The following is a 14,481-nucleotide window of genomic DNA, read 5'->3' on the forward strand; positions in this document are numbered from 1 at the left end:
CCCGTTGCCCGATCAGCCGGGTAGCGCCGCCGGGGCGGGCAGCACCAGCGGCACCAGGTACCGGCGGGCGAAATCGCGGGCCTTGGCGAGGTTGTAGACCGGGATGACGGACTTGGGCGTCTCGATCAGCGAGATGATCAGCCGCCCGATCATCTCACCGACCACCTCGGTGTCGAGGTCGTCGGCCAGTTCACCGCGCTCCTGCCAGCGGCGCAACCAGCTCGCGATGTAGGTGCGCGAGATGGCGATCAGATGCTCGTCGGTCAGGAACGCGGACAGCTCGCCGGCCGCGGGCGATTCCCGGATGCTGCGGGTCAGCAGCTTGGGGGCCGACGCTTCGTGGACGAACGCGGCGAACACCTCGGCGATGCCTTCCTCGGCGCTCGCCGCGCGGCCCGCGACGTCGGAGATCAGGGTGCTCAGCCGCACGGATTCGTCGATGATGGTCAGCCGCACCAGGTTTCGCTTGTGCCGGAAGCGGCGGTAGACGGTGGCCACGCCGACGCCGGCCGCGTCGGCGATGTCCTGCATGGTGGTGTTGGAGAAGCCGCGCTCGGTGAAACAGGTGCGCGCCGCGGTGACGATGGTGCGGGCGGTCGGATCGAGGGTGGCCAGGCCGTCGGGCAGCAAGCCGAGCAGCATCGCGGGGTCAACCATCTGGCCTCCAGCCGATCGGGGTCTCGACGCGGTATCGGGACTCATCCTGCCGGATCTAACCGCGGCCCGGCGCGGCGAACGAATCCAGCAACACCGAACGGTAGCGGTCGCGCAGCCGCTCGTACTGGTACCGGTTGTACGCCAAGGGCTCCAGGGTGAGCCGGCGCGGCAGCCATCGCCAGCCCAGCTGCAGCGCGGCGACGTAGACGGCGAACTCGGCCTGCTCCCGCGCGCCCCAGCGCACCCCGAGCAGCCGGCGCATGGTGGGGTGGGCGACCGCGGCCGAGCACACCAGCACCGGCCGCGCGGCCAGCGAGGTCAGCACCGGCCAGACCAGTCGCAGCACCGGCCGCAGCTGGCGAGGCAACAGCCCCGGGACCGGTGGCGCCACGAAGCTGCGGCTGGCGAATTGCAGAAACTCGTTGTCCGCCAAGTGTTTTGCGGCGACGGTGTCGTAGTAGTCGAGCATCTCGTCCAGGGTGGCCGGCAGCTTGCCCTGCTTGCTGGGCAGCTCGAGGAATTGCAGTTCGCGGCGCAGCGTCTGATACACGACTTCCTTCTCGTCGGTGCTCAGCCGGCGCCCGCACACCCGCAGGTAAGCCTGATACAGCAGGTTGAGGCCGCTGACCGCCACCCAGGTCCACAACTCGGGGTCCAGGGCGCTGTAGCGGGTGTCGCTGAACGCCCCCTTGCCGGTGCCGCGCACGTCGCGATGCAGTCGTTTGAGGTCGGCCCGCGACGCCTCGACGTCGGAGCTGTCACCGAAGGCCGCAAGGGCGGTGAACGCGGCGCTGCGGATGCCGCGGTCGGTGAAATTGTCGGCGAACCGCCCGCTGCGGTCCACCGCCGCCGCGATCTCCCGATGCGCCACCTGGTCGAGGGCCAGCCGGCCGAAGGCCGCCGCCAACGGCGAGCCCGCGAACCACCGGACGTCCTCGGCCAACGCCCGGTGCGCGTCCGGCTGATCGGGTTCGGCCAGGGCCGTCGCCGCGGAATCGTTGCCGCGCCGGCTGATTCGGCTTGTCGTCGCCATACCGCTTCTCCTTGAGTGGGTGGTGGGTGGTGGCCCGCGACGGTTGGCCCGGCCGGCCTGTCGCGCCTGCCCGGGTCAGCGTTGATAGAAATCCAATTTTGTTCTATCGCTGGAGTGTGGCACAGACGGCGCCCGTGCGACAGAGGCTCGGCGCGATTTGTCCATGATTGCGCGCGATCCCGGCGGCGGGTCGCCCGCGGCCCCCGCGGGCGCGGTAGTCCCTAAGGCGCGGATCTATCACCGAGTCGCGCCGGGGACGGCGCCGCTCAGCTCAGGAAGGCGTTGACCGCGGTCGCCAGGTCCGGGGAGGCCGACGTCGCGAGGTTCTGATAGCTGCCGCCGCTGAGCTGGGCGACCGCCTCCCAGGTGGTGCGGTCCGGGTCGGCGCCGAAATCGATGATGTTCACCGCGATCGGCTTGGCCGGATCGGCGCTCTTGCGGATGAAGTCCTGCAGCCCGGGCCCGTCCAGGGTCTGGTCGGTGTGCGGGCCGGCGGTGATGACCAGAATCGAATTCGTCTGCCCCGCATGATAATTGGACTGCATGTCCTGGTAGATCATGCGCAGCGTGGTGAACGACACCGCGCCGCCGCTCGACGAGTACTGCTTGTCCAGCGCGGCCGACAGCGCCGCCGAACGCGGCTGCCCGTTGACCGGGTCGGCCAGCGGGCCGCTGGTGACCTCCGAGCGTCCCTCGTGACCGTCGAACGTCCACAGGCCGACCACGGCGCTGGCCGGCAGCGCCTTGATCTTGTCCTGAAGCGCTCCAATGACATTGGCCAGCCGGGATTTCCCGCCTTCCTGGCCGGGCATCGACTGGTCGAGCATGATCGTGGTGGCCTGCCCGGTCGACGGGCTGGCCATCGCCTCGGCCAAGGTGGCGCGCATCGCGTCGTCGCCGACCGACAGGGTCGACGGCAGCGCCGGGAAGGTGGTCACCGGGCTGCTCGGCGGTTTGACCCCGTTGACGCGGAAGCCCGCCTTCGCCAGCTTGGCCAGCTGGTCGGACTTGTGCATGAACCGGGAGAACTCGCTGGCGGCCGAGGCCTGTTCGCGGGTCAGCCACGACCCGCTGAGCAGCACGGTGGGGTAGTCGGCCACCGCCGCGGCACCCGGCGGCAGCCAGGAAGCCAAAGCGCCCTTGGTATCCGGCAGCGATTGCCCGCGCTGGAACAGCTGCTGTTCGGTGGTGACCACCGCGTGCACCGGCGCGCTCGCCGGGTCCCCGGGCTTGAGCAACGTGTTCATCGCCTCGGTCAGCGAGTTGTCGGCCAGCTTGGGTTGCGCGCTCAGCAGCGTGCGCACCGCGCCGGTGCCCTGCGTCACCGGCGCGCCCGGGGGCACCGACGCGGCCGCCACCGCCTCGCCGGCCAGGAACGCCGCATCCCCGTTGCCGGTCATCGGCAGCGCCAACCGCAGCGACCCCCACGCGGGTAAGTTCAATCCCGCCAACGCATTCGGGTTGGTCTGCAACCCGGGCAGTGCCGCCCAGTTCTGACCCGACAGGGCCGGCAGCAGTTCCGGGCGGACGGCCAGCACCACCGGCGAGCTGGCCAGCGAATGGCTCTCGGTGATGGTCTTCTGGGCGGTGGCGCCGGCCAGCCGCGCCGCGGAGACCGAGCTGCCCGGAATCCACAGTGCCGGTTGCCCACCGAGTTCCGCGGGCCACTTGCCGATGAAGCCGTTGAGCACGGCGTCGGAGCCGGCCGGCTTGACGCTGACCACCATGCAGTGATCGCCGATCGGGCCGGCCGACTTGTTGAAGCTCTCGGCGAATTGCCCGATGGCGTCGGCGATCGACGGGTCGGCGACGACCGGGACCTGCTCCTGGCCGCCGACGCAGCGCCCGGCCGCGGTGTGCGAACGCTTGGACAGCGCGTCACCGAAGAAGCGCCACAGGATCACCGACCCGACCACCACGACGACGGCGACCAGCGCCACGATCACGCCGATGCTGACCCCGCGGCGGCCACCCTCGCTGCGATGCCCGCCGCGCCAATCGAGCCGGCGTGCGCGCAGTGACGGCGCCGACGCCGGCGATTCCTGCGGGCCGGACGGGGCCGGCCGGCGCGACGGGAACTCGGGGTAGTCGTCGGGGTCCTCGTCGACGAGATCCTCGCCGGGCGCGAACTCCTCGGGCGCGTAGTCGTCGGCGACGAAGTCCGCGTCGGGGTAGCGCCGTTCGTCCGGGTAGTAGCCCTCGTCCGGCGCGCCTTGCGCGTCGAAGGCGTAGGCGTCGTCGCGCTCGTCGACCGGGTGGTCGGGCGATGGCTCGTCGAGGAAGTCGTCGGGGTCGGGCGCACTGTGCCTACCCATCGTGGTGCCCGCGGCCTTTCCGTCGATCCAGCGATAATCCGGCGCCGATTTTAGTCATCAGCGGAACTATGACACGACCGAGCGCGATTCGGGCGCAGGCTCAATTCGACTGCGCGGCGCGGGCCTTAACCTCGCGCCGGCGGCGGTGCAGGATCGGCTCGGTGTAGCCGTTGGGCTGCTGCGTGCCGGTCAGGATCAGATCCTGGGCGGCCAGGAACGCCAGGCTGTCGTCGAAGTTGGGCGCCATCGGCTGATAGGCGGCGTCCTTGGCGTTCTGGGCGTCCACCAGCGGCGCCATCCGCTCCAGGCTGGCCCGCACGTCCTCCTCGGTGATCACCCCGTGGCGCAGCCAGTTGGCCAGCAGCTGGCTCGAAATCCGCAGTGTGGCACGGTCTTCCATGAGCGCCACGTCGTGGATGTCGGGCACCTTCGAGCAGCCGACCCCCTGGGCGACCCAGCGCACCACATAGCCGAGGATGGACTGGCAGTTGTTGTCCACCTCCTCGCGGATCTCCTCGGGAGCCCAGGCCAGCTCCTTGGCCAGCGGGATGGTGAGCAGCTGTTCGATGGTGGTGCGCTTCTTGCCGGCGAGCTCCTCCTGCACCGCGCCCACGTCGACGTAGTGGTAGTGCATGGCGTGCAGGGTGGCCGCCGTGGGCGAGGGCACCCACGCGGTGGTGGCGCCCGCCTTGGGCTGGCCGATCTTCTGCTCGACCATGTCGGCCATCAGTTCGGTCATCGCCCACATGCCCTTGCCGATCTGGGCCTTGCCCTTGAAGCCGGCGGCCAGCCCGATGTCGACGTTGGCGTCCTCGTAGGCCTTGATCCAGGTGGTGTTCTTCATCGCACCCTTGCGGATCATCGGCCCGGCCTCCATCGAGGTGTGAATCTCGTCGCCGGTGCGGTCCAAAAAGCCGGTGTTGATGAACACCACCCGGTCGGCCGCGGCCTTGATGCAGGCCTTGAGGTTGACGGTGGTGCGCCGTTCCTCGTCCATGATGCCGATCTTGAGGGTGCCCTGCGGCAGGCCCAGGACGTCCTCCACCCGGCTGAACAGCTCGCAGGTGAACGCGACCTCGTCGGGCCCGTGCATCTTGGGCTTGACGATGTAGATGGAGCCGGTGCGGCTGTTCTGCAGCGGCCCGTTCGCCTCGCCGGTCTTGAGCCCGTGGATCGCCGTCAGGCCGGTGAACAGCGCATCCATGATGCCCTCGAACACCTCTTTTTCCTCGTCGCCGTCGCTCAACACGATGGCGTCGTTGGTCATCAGGTGCCCGACGTTGCGGACGAACAGCAGGCTGCGGCCCGGCAGGGTCAGCTCGCCCTGGCCGTCGGGGGTGGTGTAGGTGCGGTCGGCGTTGAGCACCCGGGTGAAGGTCTTGCCGTCCTTGCTGACCTCTTCGGACAGGTCGCCCTTGTTCAGGCCGAGCCAGTTGCGGTAGCCGAGCACCTTGTCGTCGGCGTCGACGGCGGCCACCGAGTCCTCGAAGTCCATGATCGTGGTGACGGCCGATTCCAGCACCACGTCCTTGATGCCGGCGCGGTCGGTCTTGCCGACCGGTGACTGCGGGTCGATGAGGATCTCGATGTGCAGGCCGTGATTGACCAGCAGCACCGACCAGTCCGGCGACCCGAGCTGCCCGGTGTAGCCGGCGAACTTCTCCGGCTCGGCCAGGCCGACGGAACCGTCGGCGGTCGCCACCTGCAGACGGCCGTCCTCGACGGACAACCCGGTCGCGTCGGCCCAGGAACCCGATTCCAACGGCACCGCCTGGTCGAGGAAGTTGCGGGCGTACGCGATCACCTTGTCGCCGCGAACCTTGTTGTAGCTCGAACCCTTTTCGGCGCCGTCGGTTTCGGGGATCACGTCGGTGCCGTACAGCGCGTCGTACAGCGAACCCCACCGGGCGTTGGCGGCATTCAGCGCGAACCGGGCGTTGAGCACGGGCACCACCAGCTGCGGGCCCGCGGTGGTGGTGATCTCGTCGTCCACCCCGGAGGTGGTGATGGTGAAGTCCTCGGGTTCGGGCAGCAGGTAACCGATTTCGATGAGGAAGTCGCGGTAGGCATCGATGTCGAGCGGCTCGATGACGCGCTGGCGGTGCCACTTGTCGATCTGGGCCTGCAGCTCGTCGCGGCGGCGCAGCAGCTCCTGGTTCCTGGGGGTGAGGTCGGTGACCACCTTGTCGACGCCCGCCCAGAAGCTGTCCGGGTCGATGTCGGTGCCGAGCAAGGCCTCGTCGTTCACGAAGTCGTAAAGCACTCGGGCGACGCGCAGGTTCCCCGCCGACACGCGATCAGTCATGATTCTCCTCCGTCACGGGCCGCCCTGGACCACCAGACCGGTCCCAGATTGGCAATGTCATCAGCCTACCGAGCACATCCTGGCGAGCGTGAGCTGCCTGACCCGACATGCGCAGGTCAGGCCACCCTGACAGCCCCAAGATCGACGCGGCGGCGGGCACCGGGATCGCACTCCAGCAACGACGCTGTACGCGCAAGCGATCCACTGCCCCCAGCACTTTCTTAACTGGTAGTCGTGAAAGATCATACGGGCTCCGCGCGGCGCGGCCGGTCGGGCCGGTCCCGCTAGGCCTCGCGCATCGTCCCGACGAGGTCCTCGACCAGGTCTTCCATCGCCACCATGGCCACCACGGCGCCGCCCTGGTCGGTCACCAGCGCCAGGTGGCTGTTGCTGCGCCGCATCCGGGACAGGCCGTCGGCCAGCGGCAGCGACCGCGGCAGCCGGGGCAGCGGCCGCACCTTCGCCAGGTTGATCACCGTCGCCGGGTCGTCGTCGAGCGTCAGCACGTCCTTGATGTGCAGGTAGCCGATGAAATCGCCGGTGGGGTTGGTCACCGGGAACCGGGAGTACCCGGTCTGGGCCAGGGCCTGCTCGACCGCTCCCACCGTCGGGCCCGAGCCGGGCGCGGCCACCGGCACCGCATGCACCCGGGCCAGCGGCACCGCCACGTCGCCCACCACCCGGTGCCGCAGCTGCAGCGCCCGGGTCAGCCGGGTGTGCTCCTCGCGGTCCAGCAAACCCTCCGACTCCGACTCGGCGATCATCTCGCTCAGCTCGACCGGGGAGACGGTGATCTCCAGCTCCTCCTTGGGCTCCACGCCCAGCGCGCGGACCACCACGCTGGCGCACCGGTTGTAGAACGCGATGAACGGCCGGGCCGCGCGCACGTAGGCCAGATACGGCGGCACCAGCAGCATCGCAGTTCGCTCCGGGCCGGCCAGCGCGATGTTCTTGGGCACCATCTCCCCGAGCAGCACGTGCAGCGTCACCACGATGGCCAGCGCGATCGCCAACGACAGGGTGTGCAGCAGCGCGGGGTGAATCCTGGTCAGCCCCAACAGCGTTCGCAGCAGATTGGACACCGCCGACTCGCCGATGCGGCCCAGCAGCAGCGAGGCGGCGGTGACGCCGAGCTGGGCGCCGGCCAGCATGGACGGCAGCTGCTCGGAGGCCCGGATCACCGTGACGGCGGCCGCGCGGCCCTGCTCGGCCAGCGCTTCCAGCCGGTCGCGGCGCGCCGAGATGAGCGAGAACTCCGCGCCGACGAAGAACGCATTCACCCCGATCAGCAGGCACGCCAGCAGCACGCCCATGGTGTCGCTCATCGGCGCCCGCCCGGGGCTTCGGCGTGCGCGTCGATCTCGGTCAGCTCCAGCACGTCGATGCGGCGACCGTCCATCCGGATCACCCGCGCCTGCCAGCGCAGCACCGGATCCAGCAACCCGTCGGGATCCAGGGCTGGCAGCTTCACCGTCTCACCGGCCGCCGGGATGTGACCGATCTCGCGCAGCACCAGCCCGCCGATCGTCTCGTAGGGGCCCTCGGGCGCCCGGAAGCCGGTGGCCGCGGCCACCTCGTCGATGCGCAGCAGGCCCGACACCCGCCAGCCGGTGCCGGCCGGCACCACGTCGGGGGTGGCGTCGTCGTGCTCGTCGCGGACGTCGCCGACGATCTCCTCGATCAGGTCCTCGACCGTCACCATGCCCGCGGTGCCGCCGTATTCGTCGACGACCAGCGCGGTCTGCAGGCTGTTGGCCCGGATCTCGGCCATCACCGCGTCGCCGTCCAGCGTGGAGGGCACCACCGGCACCGGCTGGGCCACCGTGGTCAGCAGTGTGTGCGCGCGGGCGGCCCGCGGGATCGCGAACACCTGCTTGACGTGCACGATGCCGACGGTTTCGTCCAGGTCGCCGTCGACGATGGGGAACCGGGAGAACCCCGATTCGGCGGCCGCGGTCACCAGGTCGGCCACGGTGTCGTCGGTCTGCAGGGCCACGATCTTGGACCGCGGCGTCATCAACTCCTCGGCGCTGAGCGTCCCGAACTGCAGCGAGCGGCGCACCAGGGCCGCGGTCGCGGCGTCCAGCGCGCCGCTGCGCGCCGACGAGCGCACCAGCGACAGCAGCTCCTGGGGGGAGCGGGCCGACCGCAGCTCCTCGGCGGGCTCCACGCCCAGCCGCCGCACGATCCAGTTGGCTGCGCCGTTGGTCAGCCTGATCGCCGGGGTCAGCAACGCCGAGAACAGCAGCTGCGCGGCCACCACGGCGCGGGCCGTCGACATCGGCCGCGCCACCGCCAGGTATTTGGGGACCAGCTCGCCGAACACCATCGACACCGAGGTCACGATCAGCAACGCCAGAAACGCCATGATCGCGTCGCCGACCCGATCGGGGATGCCGACCGCGTCCAGCCAGGGATGCGGCAGGTCCTCGACCATCGGATCGGTCAGGTAGCCGGCCGCCAGCGTGGTGGCCGAGATGCCCAACTGGGCGCCGGACAGCTGAAACGACAGCCGGTGATGGGCGCGGCGGATCCAGCGGTCGCGGCGTCCCCCGGTGCGGGCGTTGGCCTCCACGGTGCTGCGGTCCAGCGTGGTGAGCGAGAATTCGGCGGCGACGAAGACGGCGTTGCCGAAGATGAGCACCGCGATCGCCACAATGCTGACCACGGTGACGGTGACGTTCATGACCTACGCCACCCGCCGGACGGGAAGGGCCCGGTGGCCGGGGGAGGCTCCGCATCGGGCGGCTGGTCGGACGGGCCATGCGCCCGCACGCCGGTGGCTTGCGCGGGTGCCTGCGGCACGTCGATCCTTTCGCTGCCCGGTGGCGGAGGGCGCGGACGCGCCCGTCTTTGCTGCCTTATGCTAGCCCGCGCTCTGGCGCCGGGGCGCCGACCACCGGGGCCACGCCGACGCCTGACGCTCCGACCGACACCCCGGAGGCGACTTCGGTATGCCTACCCTTACTCGGGTAGGCTCGGCGCACTATGTCCGACGCCCCAGCCGAGAGCGCGCCAGCCCAGATTGACCCAGTCCAGACCGACCCAGCCGAGCAGCCCGTCCAGATCCTGCCGCGCGAGCGGTCCGATATCCCCGACGCCGTGGCGCGCATTCCCCGTCCGCCCGTGCCCCACCTGGATCCGCCGTTCGCCCTGCGCGTGGCGCGGCTCGGCGACGCCGACATGGTGGCCGAGTGGATGAACCGACCGCACTTGGCCGCGGCCTGGGAGTACGACTGGCCGACCCCGCGCTGGCGGCGGCATCTGGGCGCCCAGCTTCAGGGCAGCTACTCGCTGCCGTTGATCGGAAGCATGCGCGGTGTGGATCTCGCTTACCTCGAACTGTATTGGGGCGCAAAGGATCTCATCTCGCGTTACTACGACGCCGAGCCCTACGACCTGGGACTGCACGCCGCCATCGCCGACGTGAAACTGGTGAACCGGGGACTGGGACCGATGCTGCTGCCCCGGATCGTGGCCAGCGTCTTCGCGACCGAGCCGCGGTGCCGCCGGGTGATGTTCGACCCCGACCACCGCAACACCACCGCGCGCCGGCTGTGTGAGTACGCCGGCTGCCGGTTCCTCGGCGAACACGACACGACGAACCGGCGGATGGCGCTCTACGCGCTGGACGCCCCCACCACGGACCGATAGCCGCCATGGTCGGCCGCCATGCCGGCGGCGACCAACTCCCACAACACCTCGTCGGTGCCGCCGCCGACCCGGGCCAGCTTCATGTCGCGCCACCACCGCCCGAGCGGTGTCTCCTCGACCAGATAGCCTGCCCCGCCGAAAATGTGCATGCACTCCGACATCACCTCCTCGCCGAGCCGGGCCGCGGTCACCTTGACGCCGGCTGCGGCGCGCAGGTCCAGCCGGCCCTGTGCGGCGATGCCGTTCAGCCCGTGCTGCAGCAGGTCGACGCGGGCCTGCAGGTCGGCCATCCGCAGCCGCAGCGCCTGGTGCTCGAACAGCGTGCGGCCGAATTGCCGGCGAGTCATCATGCGGGCCAACGTGATCCCGATGGCCCGCTGGCACGACGCGGCGATCTGCCCCGCGATCGACATCCGCTCGTGCGCCAGCCCCCAGCTGATGGCCGCCAGCCCGGTGCCCGCCCGGGCGACCAGCGCGTCAGCGGGTACCCAGGTGTCGATGTGCACCGCGGCGGTGTCCAGCGGTCCGGCGCCGACCTTGGCATAGGGTCGCTGAACGCTGGCCTGGGAGGTCGGGACCGCGATCAGCGCGACGTTGCCGTGTTTGCTGGCGGAGTCGTGGTCGATGCCGCGCGCCACCACCATGATGTGGTCGGCGATGGGGGACAGGGAGACGAATTTCTTGACGCCGCGGACGTCGAAACCGCCGTCGCGGGAAGACATCTCGGTGCGCACGATCTGCAGATCGGAGCCGCCGGACTCCTCGGAGGCCCCGATGCACAGCACGGCCTGCCCCGCGATTGCCCGCTCGCAGATGTCGCGCAGGTAGTCCGACTTGCCGAACCGGCGCAGGACGGCGATCGCCGAGTCGTGCAGGCTGACCCCCACCCCGATGCCCGCCGACGACAGCCGGCCGAGCGCTCGAGCAAGTTCGACGAGCTTGCCGACGTCGGGAAGCATTCCGCCGCACCACTTTTCGCTGAACACACCGCGGGCGCCCAGGTGTTCGATCAGCTCGCGCGGAAACCGTTGCCGCGCTTCGGCTTCGCGCGTCCACTCCAGCACCTGATCGTCGAAGGCGCCGGCGAGAATGGTCCGGTAGTGGTCGATGTCGGCCGTTGTTGCCGCGGACAGGGTCGTCACTTAGTCCACCGCCTCCAATGAGCGCCGCACGTCCAGGCGGCGTAGTTTGCCCGACGAGGTTCGGGGCAGCGACCCCGGTGCCATGAAGATCACATCGGAGGGAACGACGCCGCACACCGATGCGACCCGCTGGATCACCTCGGCGCGCGCGCCGGCCCGATCGCGGCCAGCGAATTCGGCGGCGATGATCAGGCCGGGGCGCGCGGAATTCTCGCCGGTGCCCAGCGCTACCACGGCGCCTTCCCGCACGCCGGGCACCTGGGCGGCGACCGTCTCGATCTCGGTCGGGAAGATGTTGCGGCCGGCCAGGGTGATCAGCTCCTTGGCCCGGCCGCACACCACCAGCCCGTCGTCGGAGTAGAAGCCGAGATCGCCGGTGGGAAACCAATTTTGGTGGTCGATCGGCGCGTGACCCAGGTAGCCGTCCATCATCGACGCGCCCCGGATCTCGATCTCGCCGATGCCGTCCGGTGCGTCGTGGCGCGGCGAGATCCGGATCTCGGTGCCGGGGATCGGCGCGCCCAGCACCGCGTGCCGGTGCGTCCCGGTCTCGTCGCTGACGTCGGCGAACCGCAGCCCGGTGCCGGGCGCCGGCACGCTGACCGCACACGTCGCCTCCGCCAGGCCGTAGGACGGGGTGGCGGCACCGGCGTCGAAACCGAACGGGGCCATGGCGGTCGCGAAGCGCTCGAAGCCGGCGCAGTCGACCGGCTCCCCGCCGTTGATCGCCACCCGCAGGGCGCCCAGGTCGACGCCGGAGACCCGGCGGGCGTATTTGCCGACCAGGTTGTAGGCGAAGTTCGGCGCCGCGGTGATGGTGGCCCGGCTCTCCGACAACCACGCGAGCCAGCGAAACGGCGAGGCGGTGAAAGCCGAGGTGGGCGCGAGCCACAACGACATTCCACCCAGCGCGGACGCGAGCAGGAAGGACAGCCCCATGTCGTGGTAGAGCGGCAGCCACGAGCAGCCGACGTCGGCCGGAGTCACCCCGAGCCGGGCGTTGAGGCCGCGCAGGTTGGCCAGTACCGCGTCGGGGGACAGCGCCGCGGTTTTGGGCGTGCCGGTGGACCCGGCGGTGCCCTGCAGGATCGCCGGATTCGCGTGCGGGGCCGGCGGCTCGGGGCAGCGGCGGCCGGTATTGGCCGCGACGGCAAGGTCTTCGACGACCATCTCGTCCGGGCGGGACGGGTCCAGGGCTTGCAATGCGTCCAGCTGGGAGCCGTGGCTCAGGACGGTGCGCACGCCGATCCCGGCGAAGCGGGTCAGCGTGGTGTCGGCCCAACGCCGACCCTCGGCCCCGCGGACCGGCCCGGGCAGGATCGAGACGCCGGCGCCGGCCAGCCAGGCGCCCACGATGGCGGCGACGAACTCGAGGGTCGGCTCGCCGACCAGTCCCAGGGCGGCGGGTCGGTCCCGGTCGAGCAGCCATGCGGCGATGCCCTCGGCCAGTCCGTGCACCTCCGGCCACCGATGGCGGCGCCAGGCCGCCGACTCGCGGTCGAAGACCACCAGATCGCTGCCGCCGGTGCGCATCGCGGCCGTCAGCGCCGCGGCCAGCTCACTCATCGCGGGTTTCGCGGGGTTCCGCGGCGATCGCGGCCTGCAGGTCGCCGACGGTCTCGCAGCTCAGCAGTTCCTCTTCGGTCAGCGTGACCCCGAGCCGTTCCTCGATGGCCACCATGCCCACCGCGAACGCCACCAAGTCCAGCCCGACGTCGTCGACCAGCCGGGCGTCCGGAGTCACCCGGGACACGTCGACGTTGAGGTCGTCGCGCAGGATGCCGAGAAGCTCGGCGCTGACGTGGTTTTCGGGTGAGCCCGCGGGCATGGCCCCGGTCGGGGCGGGGGAGGCGGAGGAGGTCATGGCGAAGTAGGTTAGCAGGCCGTATTAGGCAAGGCTAGCCTTACTAGCCGACCTCGGCGCGTCGCGCCGGCGCGTCACCAGCCCAGCGGAAGCGGATGCCCCTCGGCGAAGCCCGCGGTCGACTGCACCCCGACCACTACCCGTTCGTACAGCTGCGCCAGGGTGGCGGCCCCGACGTAGGTGCAGGTGCTGCGCACGCCCGAGGTGATGTGGTCGATCAGATCCTCGACGCCGCCGCGGGCCGGGTCGAGACCCATCCGCGACGTCGAAATGCCTTCCTCGAACAGCGATTTGCGGGCCCGGTCGAAGGCCGTCTCGGCGCCGCTGCGGGCGACCACCGCCCGCTTGGACGCCATGCCGTAGCTCTCCTTGTAGGGCTGGTCCTCGCGGTCGCGCATCAGGTCGCCGGGCGACTCGTAGGTGCCGGCGAACCACGACCCGATCATCACGTTCGACGCCCCGGCGGCCAGCGCCAGCGCCACGTCACGCGGGTGCCGGATGCCGCCGTCGGCCCATATATGTCCACCCAGTTCCCTTGCCGCCGAAGCACATTCGACGACAGCGGAGAACTGCGGGCGGCCCACGCCGGTCATCATCCGGGTGGTGCACATCGCGCCCGGCCCCACGCCCACCTTGACGATGTTCGCCCCGGCGCCCAGCAGGTCGCGGGTGCCGTCGGCCGAAACCACGTTGCCCGCCACCAGCGGCACCCCCAGCTCGAGCGAGGCGACAATGCGGATCGCCTCCAGCGTCTTGACCTGATGCCCGTGCGCCGTGTCGATCACCAGCAGGTCGATTCCGGCCTCGACCAGTGACCGCGCCTTGGCCCCCACGTCGCCGTTGATGCCGATCGCCGCGCCCACCCGCAACCGGCCCTGCGCATCGACGGCCGGGGTGTACAGGCCGGCGCGCACGGCTCCGGTGCGGGTCAGCACGCCGGCCAGCGTGCCGTCGGCGTTGGTGACGACCGCGACGCCGATGGGCGCCTGCTCGAGCAGGTCGAAGATCTTGCGCGGCTCGGTGCCCACCGGGGCCACCACGAAGTCGGTCATCGCGACGTCGCGCACCCGGGTGAAGCGGTCCACGCCCAGGCACGACGATTCGCTCACCAGTCCCAGCGGGCGGCCCTCGAAGGCCACCACCGCCACGCCGTGCGCACGCTTGTGGATCAGCGCCATCGCGTCGGACACCGAGTCGTCGGGCTCGAGCAGCACCGGAGTGTCGAGCACCAGGTCGCGGCTCTTGACGAACTGCACCGTCTGCTGCACCGCGGTGATCGGCAGGTCCTGCGGCAGGATCACCAGGCCGCCGCGCCGGGCCACCGTCTCGGCCATCCGCCGCCCGGCCACCGCGGTCATGTTGGCGACCACGACGGGGATCGTGGTGCCCGAGCCGTCGCCGGTGGACAGGTCGACGTCGAAGCGCGACGGCACCTCCGAGCGGTTCGGCATGATGAAGACGTCGTTGTAGGTCAGGTCGTATCCGGGTCGATGCCCGTCGAGAAACCTCAT

The 14,481-nt window shown here is 70.5% G+C and carries 11 protein-coding genes; 1 reads left to right on the top strand and 10 read right to left on the bottom strand.

Annotation, left to right across the window (positions count from 1 at the left end; translation table 11 throughout):
• Window positions 1–12: 12 nt before the first annotated feature.
• From NF20_RS03750 to NF20_RS03775, 6 genes are all read right to left on the bottom strand, one after another.
• Window positions 13–657: a TetR/AcrR family transcriptional regulator gene (locus NF20_RS03750; protein ID WP_031347978.1), complete on the bottom strand. Its 645-nt coding sequence runs from the start codon at window positions 655–657 to the stop codon at window positions 13–15.
• Between the two features lie 55 nt (window positions 658–712).
• The gene (locus NF20_RS03755; RefSeq protein WP_033713001.1) at window positions 713–1,690 is read right to left on the bottom strand and encodes an oxygenase MpaB family protein; all 978 of its coding nucleotides are present in this window, start codon (window positions 1,688–1,690) and stop codon (window positions 713–715) included.
• Between the two features lie 266 nt (window positions 1,691–1,956).
• Entirely contained in the window at window positions 1,957–4,005 is a 2,049-nt protein-coding gene (locus NF20_RS03760) for a substrate-binding domain-containing protein (protein WP_033713000.1), read from the bottom strand.
• Between the two features lie 100 nt (window positions 4,006–4,105).
• Window positions 4,106–6,310, bottom strand: a complete 2,205-nt coding sequence (locus tag NF20_RS03765; protein WP_023861672.1) for a malate synthase G — start codon at window positions 6,308–6,310, stop codon at window positions 4,106–4,108.
• Window positions 6,311–6,594: 284 nt separating this feature from the next.
• Window positions 6,595–7,635, bottom strand: a complete 1,041-nt coding sequence (locus NF20_RS03770) for a hemolysin family protein (RefSeq protein WP_023861671.1) — start codon at window positions 7,633–7,635, stop codon at window positions 6,595–6,597.
• Entirely contained in the window at window positions 7,632–8,996 is a 1,365-nt protein-coding gene (locus tag NF20_RS03775) for a hemolysin family protein (protein WP_003876517.1), read from the bottom strand. Before NF20_RS03775 ends, NF20_RS03770 begins: the two co-directional genes overlap by 4 nt.
• Window positions 8,997–9,298: 302 nt before the next feature.
• Here NF20_RS03775 and NF20_RS03780 point away from each other — a divergent pair, with 302 nt between their 5' ends.
• Window positions 9,299–9,964, top strand: a complete 666-nt coding sequence (locus NF20_RS03780) for a GNAT family N-acetyltransferase (protein WP_019733629.1) — start codon at window positions 9,299–9,301, stop codon at window positions 9,962–9,964.
• On the opposite strand, the gene mbtN is transcribed toward NF20_RS03780, so the two are convergent.
• The 4 genes from mbtN to NF20_RS03800 all read right to left on the bottom strand — a co-directional run bounded on the left by mbtN (window position 9,931) and on the right by NF20_RS03800 (window position 14,481).
• The gene (gene mbtN, locus NF20_RS03785) at window positions 9,931–11,106 is read right to left on the bottom strand and encodes a mycobactin biosynthesis acyl-ACP dehydrogenase MbtN (RefSeq protein ID WP_023861670.1); all 1,176 of its coding nucleotides are present in this window, start codon (window positions 11,104–11,106) and stop codon (window positions 9,931–9,933) included. The two genes, NF20_RS03780 and mbtN, sit on opposite strands and share 34 nt — an antisense overlap.
• Entirely contained in the window at window positions 11,107–12,672 is a 1,566-nt protein-coding gene (mbtM, locus tag NF20_RS03790) for a long-chain-fatty acid--ACP ligase MbtM (protein ID WP_023861669.1), read from the bottom strand.
• Window positions 12,665–12,970: an acyl carrier protein gene (locus NF20_RS03795; protein WP_023861668.1), complete on the bottom strand. Its 306-nt coding sequence runs from the start codon at window positions 12,968–12,970 to the stop codon at window positions 12,665–12,667. The genes mbtM and NF20_RS03795 overlap by 8 nt, the downstream gene beginning before the upstream one ends.
• Before the next feature lie 74 nt (window positions 12,971–13,044).
• Window positions 13,045–14,481 (bottom strand): GuaB1 family IMP dehydrogenase-related protein, encoded by a 1,437-nt coding sequence (locus NF20_RS03800; protein ID WP_023861667.1) that lies wholly within the window; start codon window positions 14,479–14,481, stop codon window positions 13,045–13,047.

The organism is Mycobacterium sp. MAC_080597_8934 (genome assembly GCF_000523975.1).
GTDB lineage: Bacteria > Actinomycetota > Actinomycetes > Mycobacteriales > Mycobacteriaceae > Mycobacterium > Mycobacterium avium.